Genomic DNA, 18,381 nt, shown 5'->3' on the forward strand with positions numbered 1-18,381 from the left:
GTTCTTTCATCATTAATTAGCGCTTGTTGTAGCGTTCGAGCGCGGCCTGTTGGATTTTGATCGCATCTTCGATGCCCATGGTTTGAATTTTTTTGACGTATTTGTCAAAGTTGTCAAGCGGCTCGGCGCCCATGATGAACTTCAGGAGCATCTCGTCGCGGTACGTTTCAATGTCCGTCATAATCGAAGCATACTTGCTCGACTCGTCCTTCGTCGGCGTCACCAGCGGCATTTTGCGTTCGGCCGTCGGCTTGGACCAGATCTCGAGCGCGTCTTTTTGCGTCGGCAGGGCGAGGTACTGCATTTGGAAGTTGTCGCTCATGACGAACGGCGCGCTCCAGGTCGAGCGGTTATGCTTGGCGAACGACTGCTGAAGGCTGACGCCGCTCGGCGGGTTGAGCACCTCCGGCAGGAAGACGGCCTGGCCGTTCTCCATTTTGTAGCTGACGCCTTCTTTACCGTAGTTGAACAGCAGATCGCCTTTTTCGCCGTAGGCATAATCCAGCCATTTGACCGTTTCGATCGGATTCTTGTTGCTTGTCGTGATGGCGGCGCCGACGCCGTTTGCTGCGAAATCCTTTTGTCCCCAGATCGATTTATCGCCTGCCTTCAATACCGGATAAGGCGCAGCCACGAGCTTGAAGCTCGGATCCTTGTCCTTCATCAGGTTGGCGTATTTGCCGATGCCGCCGCCGTTATAGAAGACCGATGCGCCCATCAGGTTGGTCGTCATTTTATTGTCGTACAGCTTGTCGTTAGGCGCAGCGAAATCTTTGTCGAGCAGCCCTTCCTTGTACCATTTGTTCATCGTAACGAGGAATTCCTTGTACTCCGGCTGGATCGGGCCGTACTTCACCTTGCCCCCGTCCTGGTAGTAGCTGTAGTTGATGCCCCATGCGCCAAGAAACGGTGCGTCGACGCCGATCATAGCTTTGTCGATGTAGAACGGGATTTCGTCCGCCTTGCCGTTGCCGTTCGGGTCCTTCTCCTTGAATGCTTTCAGTACGGCGTACCATTCGTCGATGGTCGTCGGGGTTTTCATGCCGACTTTGTCCAGCCAATCTTGACGGATGCCCGGACCGAAAAACACCCGGACCTTCTCACCCCCGCGAAGGAAGGGGAAGGAATAAATGCTGCCCTCGTCGGTCATAATCTGCTTCTTCCAGTCCGGATGGTCGTTCAGAAGCTTTTTCAAATTCGGGGCATATTTGTCGATCAGATCGTTCAGCTTGATGATTTTGTTATCCTGGATCGCTTTCTCCGGGCCGCCCGGGTAGCCGGTCCAGCCGTATTCGATGACGTCCGGTAGCTGTGTGGAGGCGAGCATCAGGTTGAACTGTTCTTTTTGCTGCTGGGCGTCGAGGGGAGGATGCTGGAATTCGACCTTAACTCCCGTTATTTTCTCCAGCTCCTTGTACATTTCCATTTCGGCGTACGTCTTCATTTGTGAAGCGGCTGCGGAATGGTTAGCTACCCAATAGGTGAGATTCGTCAGCTTCTGCGGCTGCGACTCGCTGCCTGCCTGCGGAGCGGCAGGTGCATTGCTTCCGCTGCAGGCGGCTAGAGAAACGGAGAGTGCGGATACGAGCATGACCGTGCTTGCTTGTTTCATTTTATTATTCATGTAAGCGCCTCCTTTTTCATATGCAATTCGTGTTCCCGTTTCCTGATTGAATCCGGTAACTATAGTTCACAGTGTAGCTTGCTCCGGCGTAAAAAGGAACTTCCACCTTTTCCGGTGGTCTGTATTTTCGTAAGATTGGGGGGCAGGTAGAAAAGAAATCAGTGTATATGAAAAATCGTCAGTGTACAGAATGCGGCTGAATCCTTATAGTGGTTGGCATCGGCGGGTAAAGCCGTAGAGGCTAGACCCGTTATTCAAATTTAAAAGGAGTGAATTTATTTGCGTAAACAAGCGGCGGTTATCGCGGCATGTGCTGTGTTATTCGGCACGCTCCCAGCAGTAACGGATGTTCCATTTTATGTAAACGCTGTCAACGCAGCGGAGGAGGAGCAGGCGAATCTGATTCCGAACGGCGGCTTCGAGTCGACAACAACGACGACGCGCAATAAATGGACGGGCAATATCGAGCCGACCGGCGGATGGGCCGAATGGTTTGCAAGCGGCAGCGGCAAGTTAACGGTGGACACGGCTGTGGCGCGCGCGGGGGGCAAATCGGTTCGCATCGATCACGACGCGTCGAGCCGAACGGCGCTGAATATTACGGTCCCGGTTACAGCGGGGCAGCGGTACAAGCTCGGCATTTGGATCAAAACCGACAACGCGGTGACGGCAGGCGGCGTATTTGCCCGCACGCAATATTTGGACAGCACCGGCAAAAAAGTCGGGGACGGACCGGCAACGGTTAAACTGTCGGGAACGAACGATTGGACGCTGCGCGAAGTGTTCATGACCGTTCCGGCCGGGGTAAGCAAGCTGAAGATCGAACCGTTCTTTGAAACGGGAACAGGGAGAGTGTGGTTTGACGAGGTGTCGCTGGAGAAATGGGACGGCTTGACTGGGCTTGCGTTCGAACAAAACGCTATCTCTATTGGAAAGGATCAGTCTGTTACGCTGAAGCCGGTCTACACGCCTGCAGACGCGCTGGATAAAACCGTCGTGTGGACCTCCTCCAATCCGGAGGTGGCGGCCGTAGACGGGGGAATCGTAACGGGAAAAGCATATGGCACCGCCGTTATCAAAGCGACGACGAAGGACGGCAGGCTGACGGCCGAATGCCAGGTGAGCGTCGAATCGCCGGAGACGATGAAATACTACGACGAGCTGCGTCGCACCTGGTACAGCAAGCTGGTCGGCGGAGACCGGCCGGATACGTCGGATGCCGATATCGCCGCCTATTTGACGGCGCTTGCCGGCAAGGTGACGAATGCGGAGCGTACGGGCCGCTGGGATACGATGGACAAATCGCCGGGACGCACGTATTTGTGGAGCGACTTGATCAGCACGACGAACTCGGCGGAAATTTCTACGGCATACGGCGCGCTGCGGACGATGGCGCAGGCCTACTCCATCCAGGGCTCCTCGCTGTACCATAATGAATCGCTGCGTAACGACATCATCGGCGGGCTGGATTGGATGTACGACAACCGGTATAACGAGAGAAAAACCGAATACGGCAACTGGTGGGATTGGGAGATCGGAACGCCGCAAATTTTGAACGACATCCTCGTGCTGATGTACGACGAGCTGACGCCGGAGCAGATTGCCAAATACATCAAGCCGATCGACCGTTTCGTGCCGACGCCGAAGACGCGGACGATTAACGGCGTCCAGGAGACGGGGGCGAATCTGCTCGATAAAGCGTTCGTCGTCAGCCTGCGCGGGGTAATCGGTAAGCTGAGCGCCAAGATTGTGCAGGGACGCGATGCGATGGGACCGGAGTTTATTTACACGACCAAAGGGGATGGCGTATACGAAGACGGCTCGCTCGTCCAGCATTCGAACATCGCCTATACCGGCGGCTACGGGTCGGTATGGCTGAACCGGGCTGCGGATATGCTGCTGCTGTTAAACGGCTCTCCATGGCCTGTGACCGATCCGAATGTGAACAACGTATTCGATTGGGTGCCCGATTCGTTCGAGCCGGTCATCTATAAGGGACAAATGATGGACATGGTGAATGGAAGAGGCATATCCCGTCAGACGGCGGGCAGCGCGAGAGGCGTCATTATGACGATTCTGCGTCTTGCGGAAAGCGCACCTGCCGATAAGAAGCTGGCCATTAAGCAAATGGTCAAGGAATGGATTCGCACCGACACGACGACCTCTAATTATATTGACGGGCTTGCGATCTATGAGATGAATCTGGTCAAAAAGCTGCTGGCCGACGACTCGATTGCGCCTCGCGGGGAGCTGGTCAAGCATCAGGTGTTCGCCGGCATGGACCGTGTCGTGCATCTGCGGCCGGGCTTCGGTCTTGCTATCAGCATGTTCTCCGACCGGATTAGCGCCTTCGAGTACGGCAACGGCGAAAATTCGAAGGGCTGGTATACGGGGATCGGCATGACCTCCCTGTACAACGACGATCTCAATCAATACCGTAACGATTATTGGCCGACCGTCGATTCGTACCGTCTGGCGGGAACGACGACCGATGGTATTTACAAGACTCCGAAAGACTGGGCGTCTTATTTGAACTCGCGGACCTGGGTAGGCGGCTCTTCCATCGACGGGCTTTACGGCGCCGCCGGGATGGAGTTCGCCCTCGACAAAAGCACGGGCAGCACGCTGCAGGGCAAAAAGTCGTGGTTCTCGTTCGACGACGAGATCGTGGCTCTCGGTTCGGGCATCTCAAGTTCGGATAACAAGAACGTGGAGACGATCGTCGAAAACCGGAAGCTGAACGACAGCGGTAATAACGCGCTGACAGTCAACGGCACCACAAAGCCGAATACGCTTGGCTGGTCGGAAACGATGGAGAACGTGACATGGGCGCACTTGGAGGGCAATGTGCCGAACAACGGTATCGGCTATTATTTCCCGCAGCCTTCAGCTTTGCTGGGCCTTCGCGAAGCGAGAACCGGCGCCTGGAAGGACATTAATACCGGAGGCAGCGCCACTCCGGTCACTAGGAATTATATGAGCCTTGCGTTCGAGCACGGGACGAATCCTGCGGATGGTTCGTATTCTTACGTTCTGCTGCCGGGTAAGGATGCGCAAGCGACTGCACAGTATAGCGCGAATCCGACTATTGACGTCTTGAGCAATACGCCGGACGCACATGCCGTTAAGGAAACGAAGCTGGGTATTACCGCAGCTAATTTCTGGAAAGCCGGCACTGTTGATTTCGTGACCGCCTCGAGCCCTGCTTCCGTCATGGTGAAGGAAGCGAACGGGGAGCTGACGCTGGCCGTCTCGGACCCGACACAGAAGCAAGGCGACATCACGATAGAGCTGGATAAACAGGAATTTACCTCTATCGTCGGCCAAGACAGCACCATCGAGGTTATCCAGATGTCCCCTACGATCAAGGTGGTCGTCCATACCGCCGGATCGATCGGAAAAACGCACGCCGTCACCTTCAAGGATACGGTCGCTCCGGTGACATCCGACGATGCCAAAGCAGGCTGGCAGCAAGCTGCGCAAACGGTGAAGCTGACCGCGACCGACCATGGAAGCGGCGTTGCCCGTACGCTGTACCGTGTGGACAACGGAGCACTGGCGGAAGGTCAGACGGTTGAGCTCAGTGCAGACGGAGTGCACAAGATCGACTATTACAGTGAAGATCGGGCCGGCAACCGCGAAGCGGTGAAGACGGCCGAGGTGAAGATCGATACGGCCGGTCCGGTTATTACACCTACCGTATCGCTTGCCGTGTACCAGACGGATACGGCGTCAATCCGTTTCCAAGTGTCCGATCCGCTTAGCGGCGTTACGAATGCCGTTTACAAGCTGGACGGCAAAGCTGTGAACCATCCGATTGCCATAGAACCCCTCGCCCTTGCTCTGGGAGACCATACGATCCAGGTGTCGGCGACCGATGGGGTGGGGAATATGACGGAGCGGAGCTTTACCCTTACGGTGACGATAGACGTCGATCACTTGGATGACATGATCCAGTTGGGCAGCGATAAAGGATGGATTACGAACCATGGCATCGTCAACAGCCTGCTGTCCAAAGTCGATGAAATCCGCAAGGAGTCAGCGACCGACACGAAGCTGAACGGCTTGAAGGCGCTGGAAAACGAAGTGAATGCGCAGTCCGGCAAGAAGATCGACGCCGGCTTTGCCAAACTGCTTCTTGAGCAAATCAATTATTTGAGAAGCCGTTAATCCGTGTGGGCGTAAGCCCAAATCTGTTGCCGGGATTTGCGGAATCAATTTCCATGTGGTATGATTTTATGTAGCTATTTATTCTTGATTCGGTAAAGGGGGTGTCAATATGTTGCAAGTCGCTGAACGTAGTCAAATGACTCAATATTGGGTGCATATTACTACGATTGTATTCCGTTCTGCGGTGAACGGGAGAAGTGTGTCCTTTTACGGCGACTGCAACATTTTGACCCACTGACTTCGGACCGCGAACGGCTTGCTTCATGCTATGGCATGATAGCCGGTTTCGTGTCCGAATGGATATCGGCTGACGTAAGAAAAGCCACGGGTAAAAGGTTGCCTTTTGCCTGTGGCTTTTTTCGTGCGCCTATAGCCTTATAAACCCTAAAATTTACCGAATGTGAGCGTGATATAGATGTTACTATGTGCTGTGGATAAAATTGGGAAAACCTGGGGCGGAACGCCCGTATTTCAAGATCTGTCGCTGGAAATTCACGAAGGGGACCGCGTCGGCATGGTTGGACCTAACGGCTGCGGCAAGACGACGCTGCTGAAGCTGCTGGCGGGTGCTGAGCCTGCGGACGCGGGAGCGATTCATTATAAAAAGGGAAGCCGTGTGGAAATACTCGCGCAAATTCCCGACTATGGCCCGACGGCTACGGTGATGGAAGTGCTGCAGGAAGCGTTCGCCGACCTGCTTGGCATACAGGAGCGGCTGGCCGAGCTGGAGGCGAAAATGGCGCAGCCTGACGAGATGGAGAAGGCGCTCAAGAGCTACGGCGAGCTGCAGGACCTCTTTATGGAAAAGGGCGGCTACGAGATGGAGTCGAATTTGTCCCGGGTCGCTAACGGGCTCGGCATTGCCCATCTGCTGCAGCAGCCGTTCAGCAGCTTGAGCGGCGGAGAACGGACGAAGGTGTGCCTGGGGCGCATCTTGCTGCTCCGGCCGGACCTGCTGCTGCTGGACGAACCGACCAACCATTTGGATCTGCATGCGGTGGAGTGGCTCGAAGCTTATTTATCAGGCTACCGGGGCAGCGTCATGATTGTCTCGCACGACCGTTATTTCCTGGACCGCGTGGTGAATAAAATATTCGATATCGAAGGCGGCTCGGTTGACATCTATCATGGCAACTATACCTACTTCGTCGCTGAGAAGGAGCGTCTTCTTCTGCTGGAATTCGCTGCGTTCAAGGAGCAGCAGAAGAAGATCAAGAAGATGGAGGAAGCGATCAAGCGGCTTCGGATCTGGGCGGCGCAGGCCGACAATCCGGCCATGTTCAAGCGAGCCGCAGCGATGCAAAAGGCGCTGGACCGGATGGAGAAGCTCGATAAGCCGGTTCTGGAACGGAAAAAGATGGGGCTCTCGTTCGAAGTGAACGAGCGCAGCGCCAAGGACGTCGTAGTGATGGAAAACGTAGGGGTCACCTTCGACGCGCCGAATGGCGGTAATGATGGCGATACCGGAGTGCAAGCTCCTGGAGGCAGCCAAAGAACGCTGTATTCCGGTGTAGAGATGCTTGTACGCTACAAGGAAGCGGTCGCCGTCGTCGGGGGGAACGGAAGCGGGAAATCGACGCTGCTGCGGCTTATTACCGGGGAAATGAAACCGACCGAAGGCAAGGTGAAGATCGGCAGCAACGTGAAGATCGGATATTTGGCTCAGCTGGATTGGTTTCAGGATGAGGAGATGACGATAGTGGAGGCTTTCCGCGACGCCGTAATGGTAGAGGAAGGCGAGGCACGCCACCTGCTCGCCCGGTTTCTGTTCTACGGAGCCTCCGTATTTCGGAAGGTGAAAAGCTTGAGCGGTGGAGAGCGGATGCGGCTCCGGCTTGCGCAGCTGATGCATCAGGAGCTGAACGTGCTGGTGCTCGACGAACCGACCAACCACCTGGATATCGATGCGCGGGAAGCGCTGGAGGATACGCTGGCTTCGTTTGCGGGAACGATCATTTGCGTTTCGCATGACCGATATTTGCTGAACAAGCTGTTTCCCGTAACCTATTGGCTGGAAAAGGGGGCGTTGATGCGGTATGAAGGCAATTACGATGAGGCGCTGAGGAATCGCGAGGAGCGCGCAGCCTCCGGCTTGCGTGATGCCGGAAGCGAGAAGCCGGCTTCAACGGCAGCAAAGCATAACGGGAAGGGCAGAGCGGGAGACTCCGATCAGGGGAACCGCGGCGATGCAAAGGCCACTGAAAGATCGAATGAAAAAGCGAATGAAAAAGCGAATGAAAAAGCGAATGCAAAATCGGGCAAGCGCAGGAAATAACTGACCTGTCGAGCGGCGAAAATCCATGTCCGGTGCAACCAACCTGAAGATGCCCCGCCTTGGTGTATGCGGAGGGCGAAGGTTTTGCAGGACAGAATGGTAAGTAACAAACGGCCAAGAGCATCTGGGGCCGATATGCATATAAAGCGGTCTGGATCCGGTAACTGCGGCAGCATCCGGACCGCTTCTTTTTTTCATATGCGCTATGTCTGGACATTTGCGAACAAGCAAGATACGCTAGATGGGTAAGGGAAGGCTTCAAAGGGGGATTCATATATGAAGAAATCGAATGGACTTTTTCGCAAAAATGTGTTCCGCAAGCATCTCGCGCTGTTTCTTATAACGATTTTGGTTCCTACCTGCTTATTTCTGGGCGTTTATATGTACGGCTATTCAAGCAATGTTAAGGAGTCGATAGAAAGCGCTTCCAGTAATAATTTGGACCGTGTTTCGCGCAATGTGGAGCTTTTCTTCGAAAATACGGACCAGATCGCGCTGCAAGTCTCATTAAATCCGTCCATCGCCGGAATGCTGAACCGCCCGTTCGAGCAGTCCGCTTATGACTTGTTCGTCATTAAGGAGCTGCTGAGAGGCTGGACCTCCTACAGCTCGCTGTTTCAGTCCTTGTACATTCACGTTCTGCAAAACAATAAGGTCCTTACTACGAATGAAGGATTGTACAAAGTTTCTGATTTTTACGATGCCGCATTTATGGATGAAATGAAACGGTTCGGCCTGGATCATTACGATTTATGGACCGGGATCCGAAAGCTGCAGGAGAGCACGGGGCCGAATGAGGTCGATCTGGATGTGCTTACATTCGTCAGAGTCGTCCCCGTAACGGAGCAGACGCCGCTAGGCGTGTTGTACATCAATTTCCGCAAGGATGCGTTCTTGCAGACGATTGAGCATTTATCGCCTAACAGCCAAGGCAATATGGTTGTGCTCGATCCGCAAAACCGGCTTGCATCGGAGAAGGTTGAAGGTCTCGACGCCGAGCGGATCGCGAGCGAGCTTCAGCCCGGACAGGCGCGAACGGATGTCATCGGGCGCGGAGCGGACAAATATTTCATAACGGCGAGCAAAAGCTCCGCCAACGGCTGGACTCTGCTCCATCTCACCCCGTACGAGGTGTACAGCGGCCAAATGCGGCAGCTTCTGCTGAAGGTGTCCCTCATCTTCGCCGGCGTGCTCTCGCTCGGCATCGGGATGGCTTATTTGTTCGCATCCATCCTGTACGGCCCGTGGAAGCGGGTGGAGGAACGGCTGCAGGGCTACGTGCTGAAGACGTTCGATGCCTCCAAAGGCGATGTGTATGCGGTCGTGGATCACGCCATCCACAATCTGATCGATACGATCCGGCACAACGAGCCGGTGCTTCGGGACCATCTTGTGCGAGACTTGTTCCATCATGCGCATCCGGAGGGCGATCGGACGGTGCTCGACCGGTTTGCGGAATGGGGGGTTCCTTTCGAGCATCCCCATTTCATTGTCGTCGTGATTTCCGGCGAGCTGCGAACCGCAGATAGGGACAACGAATCCCGGTACAACCTGGTCTTGTACAGCTTGGCCGAGGAGCTGCTGAACTCCCGCTTCAAGTCGGCGGGGACCGTTCTCGGGAAGGTCCAGTATGCATTTTTGCTGAATACGGCTTCTAGCGAGCTTCAAGAGGCGACGATCCAGGAGCTGGAAGCTTGCTGCCAGGAAATCGTCGCGAAGGCGCGGGAGCATCTCGATGTGTCGATGCACTTTTGCATCGGAGGCGTCCGGCCGCTTCACCGCGTGCACGAGGCTTACGAGCAGGCTAGACGCGTCATGGCTTACAAAGCGTTCCTGTCGCATTCCGGCATCTTTTACGCGAACGAATCGAACGAGCCTCAGCAATTCGAATATCCGGCCTCATATCAGAAGCTGCTGCTGAATTCGCTGATGACGGGAAACCGGGAGCAGGCGGAGGAGCTGATATCCGATTTGTTCCACCGGTATATCCATAACAGCCGATACCCTCTGCCGAAGCTGCAGCAGATGATCGTCATGCTGATGAGCCACATCATGAGCTCGCTGGCCCAGGAGGGCTACGACATCGGTCCGCTGATCGACGAAGCGGGGCTGCTGAACCTGCAGACGAGCGGCAACAGTGTGGAATTGCAAACCTTCATCAGCAACCAGCTGAAATCGGTGATGGATTACTTGGAATCGGTGCGTGAGCAGCGCCAAATCAGTCCTTATATCCGCAAGGCGTTGACCTTTATTGAAGAGAAATATACGGATAATATATCGATTTCCGACATTGCGGCGTCCATCGGCATCAGCAGCGGGCACTTGAGCCGCCTGTTCAAAGCCGAGGTCGGGAAGCCTCCGCTGGAATATTTAACCGAATACCGGCTGGAGCAGGGCAAGCAGCTTCTAGTCGATTCCACGCAATCGCTGCATCAGATCAGCGAGGCGATCGGCTACAACGATGTTCATACGTTCATCCGTTTTTTCAAAAAATACGAAGGAACGACGCCCGGGGAATACCGGAAGCAGTGGATGTAGCCTTTTTGACGCGCCATGTTGAGTTTATGATATACCGGCAGTTTCGCGCTTTTCTCTCCATCCGAATCAAAGACTGGACATTTACGGCAGCCTCCTGCCCCGTTGTATGATGGAACCGTAAACAAACCACCATTTGACGAAAAGGAGGAACGTCGCTATGCATGAAGCCGCCGTTATGCGCGAAACCAAACGGAACCGGACGCGTCTTGGCCTTCGCCACAGCTGGAACGAGCTCCGCAAGCACAAATATTATTTCGTGCTGCTTTTGCCGGGGCTTCTTTATTTTCTGTTGTTCCATTACTGGCCGATGGCCGGAGTTGCAATCGCTTTCAAGGACTTCCGGCTGCTGGACGGAATTACGGGCAGCCCGTGGGCGGGGCTGAAATGGTTTCGCATTTTGTTCGATTCACCGGACTTTTGGACTGCGCTCAGGAATACAGTCCTTATCAGCTTTTACAAATTGCTGTTCAATTTTCCGGCGCCGATTGTGCTCGCACTGCTGCTTAATGAAGTGTATCAGGCAACGTTTAAAAGGGTAGTCCAGACGATTGTTTATTTTCCGCACTTTTTGTCTTGGGTCATTCTGGGAGGCATTCTGGTGTCCCTGTTCTCGAACAATACGGGCGTGACCGGAATACTAGGATGGACGACATCTCCGCTTATGGACCCGGAGAAGTTTCGCGGCATGCTGGTGCTGACGGAAATGTGGAAGGAGGTCGGCTGGGGAACGATCATTTATTTGGCGGCGATAACCGGCATTAATCCGGAGCTCTATGAAGCGGCCAAAATAGACGGGGCCAACCGGCTTCAGCTTGTGAGGCACATTACGATTCCATCGATTGCCAACACGATCGTCATCATGCTCATTTTGCGAACCGGTCAAATTTTGCATGTCGGCTTCGACCAAATCTTCGTGCTGTATAACCCGCTTGTTTTTGATGTGGCGGATGTGCTTGATACTTACGTCTACCGGGTCGGCATTACGATGGGACGTTACTCGTTTGCGACCGCAGCCGGATTGTTCCAATCGGTAGTGGGCTTGATCCTGCTGCTGATGACCAACGCGGCTGCCAGAAAAATGGGAGAACGAGGAATATGGTGAGGTGCTTATGAAAAAAAGCTTTGCATCCAGATTGTTCGATGCGGGAAACGCAGCGTTTCTCATTCTGCTGAGTGTCATATCCCTGTATCCGTTATGGAGAGAAATCTCGTTATCGTTAAGTTCTCGGGACGAGGCGATGCGGGGCGGACTGTTTCTATGGCCGAGAGAGTTCACTTGGACGGCGTACACCCATATTTTGGATTCGGGCTATATATGGGTCGCATACGGCAATACCATCTTCATTACGATTGCAGGCACGCTGCTGCATTTGCTAGTGACTTCCAGCGCTGCCTATGCCTTGGCCAAACGGACGCTGCCGATGAAAAATATGTTTCTGCTGCTTATCGTGTTTACGATGATTTTTAGCGGCGGATTAATCCCGACCTATATGGTCGTCAAGCAATTGGGCTTACTAAATTCGCTATGGGCGGTTATTGCGCTGAATTTGTCTTCAGGCTTCAACATGATCATTATGCTGAACTTTATCCGGGCGATTCCCGAGGAAATCGAAGAGTCGGCCATGATGGACGGGGCGAACCCGATCCGGATTTATGTATCGTTCATTCTGCCTCTGTGCAAGCCGGTGCTGGCCACCTTAGCCTTATGGGTCGCCGTCTCGCTGTGGAACAATTTCTTTCAATCGATGATTTATTTGAACGACCAGTCTCTCACGACGCTGCCGCTTCTCTTAAGACAAATCGTTGCCGGACAGGAGATCGCTCAACAATTGGGCCAGCTCGACGATACGACGACGGAGTCGGTTATCGCCGCCACCATTATGGTGTCCATTTTGCCTATTGTAGCCGTGTATCCGTTCCTGCAGCGGTATTTTACGAAGGGCGTCATGCTGGGTTCGGTAAAATCGTAGCTCGTACCATTTCAAACGGCAATTTTTAGGGGAGGTCTTTCGATGAAAAAAATGAAAGCTTTGCTTGTCTTCGCCAGTATTCCGGCTCTCACACTGGCTTTGGCTGCCTGCAGCGGCAATGAACCTGCGGGGGGGAAAACGGATTCCGCCGCAACCAAAGGCGAAAAGCCGGTTACGTTTCAATTTCTCCGCAACGGCGGCTTCCCGGAATATCCCGCCGATGGCGGCGAAGCCAAGCAGGAAATTATTAAAGCGCTGGAGAAGTCAGGCGTTAAAGGCGTCGATTATAAGGTGACCATAGCGACGGGAGACGAATATACGACCAAGCTGAACCTGCTTGCATCCTCAGGCGAGCTGCCGGATTATTTCGATATTGATGCGAAGACGCTGTCCCGGTTCATCGAGCAGGGGCTCGTGAAGCCGATCGACGAGTATTTGAAGAAAACGCCGAATCTGGTTCAATCGATTCCGAAGGCTTATTGGGATCAGGTGACCTACAACGGCAAAATTTATGCGGTTCCGAACGGAACGCGGCCGGAGGCCTTCAACACGCCGAGCGTTACCTCCGTCCTGGTCCGGCAGGATTGGCTCGACAATTTGAAGCTGAAGCAGCCGACGACGGTTGACGAGCTGCACGACGTGCTGAAGGCGTTCGTCACCCAGGACCCGGACAAAAACGGCAAAAACGATACGGTCGGCTTCGGCGCAACGAAGACGATTCAGACGAGCCAGGCGCAGCTGACGCAATTCCGCTCCATCTTCGGTGCGTTCGGCATTGCTCCGACCCATTGGATGGAGAGCGGCGGCCAAATCAAGAAAGGGATGGTGCTGCCGGAAACGAAGCAGGCGCTCGCCGTCCTTCAGCAGTGGTACAAGGAAGGGCTGATCGATCCCGACTTCCCGGTCACGGAAAGAAAGCAGCTGGAGGAAAAAGTGGTCGGCTCCAAGATCGGCGTCTGGGAGGACGACGGCTATTTGATCAACCCGCAGGCGAATCCGGTTGCAGGCTCGCTGGCTAAGGCAACCCCATCAGCGAAGCTCGCTCTGATTGCGCCGCCAAAGGGCCCGGGTGGAAAGCAAGGGTTCCCGGAAACGAATGCTGCCGCATCGGCTCCTCTTCGAGCGTTGTCGGCCAAGGCGCAAAATCCGGAGAAGCTGTTCCAATTCCTTGAATGGATGGCTACGGACGGCGAGAACGGCGGCTTCAACTACATTACGTACGGGATTGAAGGCAAAGACTTCACCTACGATAAGGCCAGCAATACGATTACGCAAAAGGTCAGCTATGCCGATCTGTATAAGCGCGGATATTCGAACCCGGTGCGGATGGTGTTCATTATTGACCGGCGCTGGACGACGCCGGATGTCCGTTCGGCGCTCGAACTGGCAGGGAAGCATGTCATCCCTAACCAGCTGTGGAGAACGGTGCAGGCGGAGCTGGATTATCCGGACCTTGAATCCAAGCTGTGGCCGGAATATCTCATCAAGATTATTACCGGCGTCTGGCCTGTTGAGAAGCATGATGAATTCGTGCAAAAATATTATCAGCAGGGCGGACAGCAGATCGAGAAGCAGGCAAACGAGGAATGGAAAAAGCTTAAAAAATAAAACGGCCGATACTCCGGGGAGGCAGGCTCTATGGCTTGCTTCCTCATGTTCAGGAGAGGAAAGGAGCGATTTCGATTGCAGCAGCAGAAGCAGCGCCCTAATATTTTGCTCATTACGGTTGATCAGATGAGGTGGGATTGTCTCAGCGTGATGGACCACCCGATTGCCGAGACCCCGAATCTGGATAGCCTGGCCCGATCTGGCGTGCTATTCCGAAGCGCCTATGCGGCGACTCCGACGTGCATACCGGCGAGGGCGGCTATTTTTACCGGCATGAGCCAGCGTTCGCATGGCCGGGTCGGGTATCAGGATCGAGTACCATGGAATTATGAGCACACGCTGCCTGGCGAGCTTGCAAAGGCGGGGTATCACACGCAGTGTGTCGGGAAGATGCACGTGTACCCGACACGCAGCCTGTGCGGATTTCATAACGTCGTGCTTCATGACGGTTATTTCCATTATTACCGCGACAAGCACAGCACGTTAGCCAATCAGCAGTTCGACGAATGCGACGATTATTTGCGCTGGCTTAGGGAGACGGCAGGGGCGCAGCACGATATTACCGATCTCGGCTTGGATTGCAACGCATCGACGGTTACGCGGCCATGGCATTTGCCGGAGCATATGCATCCGACGAACTGGACGGTAACCCAGTCGATTGATTTCCTGCGGAGGCGGGATCCGGGCAAGCCGTTTTTCCTGTGGACGTCCTTCGTGCGGCCACACTCTCCGCTTGACCCGCCACAGGCCTACTTCGATATGTACAAGGACCTGGAGATGCCCGATCCGCCTGTGGGCGATTGGGTGGAGCGGACGGGAGGAGGCAGCGGATCCAGCGACCCGACGACGATATTCGGCGAAGTTCCGGCACGCAGGCTGAACCGGGCGAGGGCCGCCTATTATGCCCTGATCACCCATATTGACGATCAGATCGGAAGGCTCTTGAACGCGCTTCAGGAATACGGCGTTCTCCGCGACACGCTGATCGTCTTCACATCTGATCACGGCGAAATGATCGGCGACCATCATTTCTATCGCAAAGCGCTCCCTTATGAAGGCAGCGCGAAGATCCCGTTCCTCGTCTACGATCCGAGCGGAAGCCTCGGTTTCCGGAAGGGGGCGGTCGTCGATGAGGTGGTCGAGCTGCGCGACATTATGCCGACGCTGCTCGATGCAGCCGGAGCTCCGGTTCCGGAATCCGTCGACGGGAGCAGCCTGCTGCCGCTGTGCCGTAAGGAGACGGCAGGGCGATGGCGCGAATACATTCATGGGGAGCATGCCTTCGGAGCGCTGTCCAATCATTACGTGACGGACGGGCGCGAGAAATATATTTGGTATTCCCAGTCCGGGGAAGAGCAGCTGTTCGACTTGAGCAGCGACCCGCAGGAGCTCGTCAATTTGGCCGCTCAGCCCGGGCGGGAGGAGAGGATCGCGCTATGGAGAGAGCGATTGATCGGAGAGCTCGACGGACGAGAAGAGGGATACGTCGATCAGGGCCGGCTGATAGCGGGCCGGACGCCGCAGGCTTGTTTAAGTCATATTTTGTAATGGTTGCATGAATGGTGAATATAAGACGGCATAGTTTTAGGACGTCATGTCAGGACTTCAGGACATCAGGACGTCGGGCAGCGAGTAAACTCCCGATATAATTGTTTTCTCCGAACCAAACCCCTTCAGCTCGTGGTAATGTAAAGAAAAGGAAGAACTGAAGGGGGAAGGAAGATGAGCTTTGTCATTCGAACGATGAAGGTACCGGACGACTACGAGGGTGTTGCCCGATTGATGAGTCTGCATTATTCCGAGCCGATGACGGTGGAACGGCTGCAGGAAGAGGATGCGAATATTCCGCTCATAGGCTCGTTGAGCCGTGACGACGACGGGCGGCTTGCAGGGCATGACCGCATCCGCTATGTCGCCCTGGACGGCAAAGGTCAAATTGCCGGCTATGGCATTGCATGGCGGGCGCCATGGTCGCCCGCAGGTACGCTGTTCTGCAATATTATCGTCGACCCGGCCAAAAGACGCTCCGGAATAGGCGGCGCGATCTACGAGACGCTGGAAGCGTATGTGCAGAAGGCTGGTGCAGATTGTGTCGTCTACGATGTGCGCGACAGCGAGCCGGATTCCTTGCGATTCGCCGAGGTAAGGGGCTTTGCGGTGGAGCGGCACCGTTTCGAGTCGTTGATCGAGCTGGAGCGTTATTCTTTTGACGAGGCTGAGTCTGCGGCAGCGGCTGTGACGGCCGTTTCGGTGGAGAACGGGATTCGATTTGCAACGTTGGCGGAGCTTCCGGGGGAGGAAGCGGAGCGTGCTTTGTATGAGCTGTACCGGCAAACCAACCCTGATATTCCCGGAGCGGAAGGGGAGTTCATGTGGTACAGCGAATGGCGCAAATGGGCGGTAGACCGGAAGGACTTCGATCCGTCGCTCGTTCTGCTCGCGTTGGACGGTCTCCGGCCGGTCGGAGCGGTGGAGCTGATCGCAATACCGGCTACGCAAAGCCTGTACAACGAGTACACCTGCGTTGATCGGGATTATCGCTCCCGAGGCGTAGCGACAGCCTTGAAGCGGCGTTCGATTGAGGTCGCTCGGCAGCGGGGTTACCGGTACATCCGCACCCACAACGATTCGTTGAACGCCCCGATGCTGGCGATCAACCGGAAGCTCGGCTACAAGCCGGTTCCGGGATTTTATAAAATGGTTCGCAATGTACGTAAATAAGTCCGTACATGGAGAGAAGCCGGTTTCCCTTTGTCTGTAAAGGGAGCCGGTTTTTTGTGTTGGAGCATGTTATTTTCGCCTGCAAGCAATCGACGATTCTAACGTCCGAAGAGGCCATTTGCTCGTCGGGCTTAGATCGGGTTTGAGTTCAGCCGCTCGAGTATTCTGCGCTTGCGGTACAGCATGGTGCCCGCTTCTGCGACTTGCAGCAAGGCATCGCGGTTCGCGTAGGCACCGAACAAAGCTCCTGCAATCGGGACAAGCTGGAACAGCTTCTTCAAGCCGAAATTATCCCGGTACACGGTGACGACTTCGCGCCAGCCCTGCAGCTGGCTCATCACTTGAACGTCGCTGCTCCGGTTGTCGTATTCGGCCAATTCTTCCAGAATGGCCTTTTTGCCCACGATATCCGATGAGGAGAACTGGAGGCATTTGACAATGAACATCCGTTCCCTCTCGTCCTTCGGATCAAAGCCGTAGCAGACGGCCAGCTCCTGCAGCAGCTTCAACGACAATCCGAGCATCGCCGGAATGTCAACCGCTAGAGTAAACACTCCGCCGAATCCCGTAGTAGCCCCCTGTACGGTAGCTATCGTCGACCGGCTGTCTCGAAGCCCGTCGGCCACGCGGTTCATTACGGCAAGAGAGAGCTCTTTTGCCTCCGGCAGTGTCAAGAACAAGGGCGTATCGGCCGGCAGGACTCCCTCCGGTATTATCCTTTCGCCGCTCCTCCGGGCTTCCTGTTGAAGCTTCTCCAAAATCGTTTTCTCCGAAACGAGGTAGCTCCCTCCGGTCTGGATGAACTTGCCGATCTCATTCAAGGCCGTCCCTATCTTGTCCTGGATCACACGCGGTGTCCATTTATCCAGCAGAGCAAAAGGAAGTCGCCCGAGTTTTTCCCAAAACCACAAATCCTTCTGCTCATGTTCCCATTTTACAATCAGCTGAAGCTCTTGCTGCAGCTGTTCCCGGCTTTCGGTCATGCGGCATCACTCCTTTTGTCCAACTATACGCAGAAGCCGGCGTGCAGGATTCATTGCAGCCCGGAATAGGGACTTTTTTCTATTGTGTGTCGAGAAACGTGAGCTTAGTACTGAGGTGACGTGATGTTAATAGTTGGATGTAGGGTGGATAGCTGGATTGTACGTATAGCTGGGTGGTGAGCTGAGTTGCCGGAGAGTGAGGTGAGAAGCGAGTAGGATTGTGTCCGGTTGGTGAGTTGAGTTGTGGAGCCGGAGGGATTGCAGATTGGATAGCTGGGTGGAGAATCGATATTGGAGAGTCAGGTATGAAGCAAGTTGGATTGTCTGAGGTTGGTGAGTCGAGTTGTAAAGCATAAGCGCATAGCCGAATTGTATAGCCAGAGGATAAATGAGTTGTCGGAGAGTGAGGTGAGAAGCGAGTAGGATTGTGTCCGGTTGGTGAGTTGAGTTGTAGAGCCGGAGGGATTGTGCGGTGGATAGCTGGGTGGAGAC

At 54.7% G+C, this 18,381-nt stretch carries 11 protein-coding genes; 9 read left to right on the forward strand and 2 right to left on the reverse strand.

The window, feature by feature from the left end:
• Positions 1-16: 16 nt before the first annotated feature.
• The gene (locus tag ACFQ88_RS25670) at positions 17-1,624 is read right to left on the reverse strand and encodes an ABC transporter substrate-binding protein (RefSeq protein WP_379458456.1); all 1,608 of its coding nucleotides are present in this window, start codon (positions 1,622-1,624) and stop codon (positions 17-19) included.
• Between the two features lie 279 nt (positions 1,625-1,903).
• Here ACFQ88_RS25670 and ACFQ88_RS25675 point away from each other — a divergent pair, with 279 nt between their 5' ends.
• The 9 genes from ACFQ88_RS25675 to ACFQ88_RS25715 all read left to right on the forward strand — a co-directional run bounded on the left by ACFQ88_RS25675 (position 1,904) and on the right by ACFQ88_RS25715 (position 16,906).
• A complete protein-coding gene (locus ACFQ88_RS25675) occupies positions 1,904-5,794 on the forward strand; it encodes a polysaccharide lyase family 8 super-sandwich domain-containing protein (protein ID WP_379458458.1) in 3,891 nt (1,296 codons plus the stop codon).
• Positions 5,795-5,903: 109 nt separating this feature from the next.
• The gene (locus tag ACFQ88_RS25680; protein ID WP_275590433.1) at positions 5,904-6,032 is read left to right on the forward strand and encodes a hypothetical protein; all 129 of its coding nucleotides are present in this window, start codon (positions 5,904-5,906) and stop codon (positions 6,030-6,032) included.
• A gap of 192 nt (positions 6,033-6,224) precedes the next feature.
• Complete coding sequence (gene abc-f / locus ACFQ88_RS25685; RefSeq protein WP_379458461.1) at positions 6,225-8,069, forward strand: ribosomal protection-like ABC-F family protein; 1,845 nt, start codon at positions 6,225-6,227, stop codon at positions 8,067-8,069.
• A 276-nt stretch (positions 8,070-8,345) separates the two neighbouring features.
• Positions 8,346-10,607, forward strand: a complete 2,262-nt coding sequence (locus ACFQ88_RS25690) for a helix-turn-helix domain-containing protein (RefSeq protein ID WP_379458463.1) — start codon at positions 8,346-8,348, stop codon at positions 10,605-10,607.
• A 157-nt stretch (positions 10,608-10,764) separates the two neighbouring features.
• Positions 10,765-11,709, forward strand: coding sequence for an ABC transporter permease (locus ACFQ88_RS25695; protein WP_379458465.1), 945 nt, complete (start codon positions 10,765-10,767; stop codon positions 11,707-11,709).
• 7 nt (positions 11,710-11,716) lie between these two features.
• Entirely contained in the window at positions 11,717-12,577 is an 861-nt protein-coding gene (locus ACFQ88_RS25700) for a carbohydrate ABC transporter permease (RefSeq protein ID WP_379458467.1), read from the forward strand.
• 42 nt (positions 12,578-12,619) lie between these two features.
• A complete protein-coding gene (locus ACFQ88_RS25705; protein ID WP_379458469.1) occupies positions 12,620-14,185 on the forward strand; it encodes an extracellular solute-binding protein in 1,566 nt (521 codons plus the stop codon).
• Between the two features lie 45 nt (positions 14,186-14,230).
• Positions 14,231-15,733 (forward strand): arylsulfatase, encoded by a 1,503-nt coding sequence (locus ACFQ88_RS25710; RefSeq protein WP_379458864.1) that lies wholly within the window; start codon positions 14,231-14,233, stop codon positions 15,731-15,733.
• 174 nt (positions 15,734-15,907) lie between these two features.
• Positions 15,908-16,906 (forward strand): GNAT family N-acetyltransferase, encoded by a 999-nt coding sequence (locus tag ACFQ88_RS25715; RefSeq protein ID WP_379458471.1) that lies wholly within the window; start codon positions 15,908-15,910, stop codon positions 16,904-16,906.
• 131 nt (positions 16,907-17,037) lie between these two features.
• Here the strand turns inward: ACFQ88_RS25715 and ACFQ88_RS25720 are convergent, their stop codons facing one another.
• Positions 17,038-17,889, reverse strand: a complete 852-nt coding sequence (locus ACFQ88_RS25720) for an EcsC family protein (protein WP_379458473.1) — start codon at positions 17,887-17,889, stop codon at positions 17,038-17,040.
• Positions 17,890-18,381 lie beyond the last annotated feature (492 nt).

The organism is Paenibacillus sp. NPDC056579, assembly GCF_042793215.1.
Taxonomy (GTDB): domain Bacteria; phylum Bacillota; class Bacilli; order Paenibacillales; family NBRC-103111; genus Paenibacillus_S.

Bases quoted from the DNA above. Each gene is read 5' to 3' on its own strand.
- ACFQ88_RS25670 (WP_379458456.1), bottom strand. From the start codon at position 1,624: ATGAATAATAAAATGAAACAAGCAAGCACGGTCATGCTCGTATCCGCA.
- ACFQ88_RS25680 (WP_275590433.1), top strand. From the start codon at position 5,904: ATGTTGCAAGTCGCTGAACGTAGTCAAATGACTCAATATTGGGTGCAT.
- ACFQ88_RS25690 (WP_379458463.1), top strand. From the start codon at position 8,346: ATGAAGAAATCGAATGGACTTTTTCGCAAAAATGTGTTCCGCAAGCAT.
- ACFQ88_RS25695 (WP_379458465.1), top strand. From the start codon at position 10,765: ATGCATGAAGCCGCCGTTATGCGCGAAACCAAACGGAACCGGACGCGT.
- ACFQ88_RS25700 (WP_379458467.1), top strand. From the start codon at position 11,717: ATGAAAAAAAGCTTTGCATCCAGATTGTTCGATGCGGGAAACGCAGCG.
- ACFQ88_RS25705 (WP_379458469.1), top strand. From the start codon at position 12,620: ATGAAAAAAATGAAAGCTTTGCTTGTCTTCGCCAGTATTCCGGCTCTC.
- ACFQ88_RS25710 (WP_379458864.1), top strand. From the start codon at position 14,231: ATGTTCAGGAGAGGAAAGGAGCGATTTCGATTGCAGCAGCAGAAGCAG.
- ACFQ88_RS25715 (WP_379458471.1), top strand. From the start codon at position 15,908: ATGAGCTTTGTCATTCGAACGATGAAGGTACCGGACGACTACGAGGGT.
- ACFQ88_RS25720 (WP_379458473.1), bottom strand. From the start codon at position 17,889: ATGACCGAAAGCCGGGAACAGCTGCAGCAAGAGCTTCAGCTGATTGTA.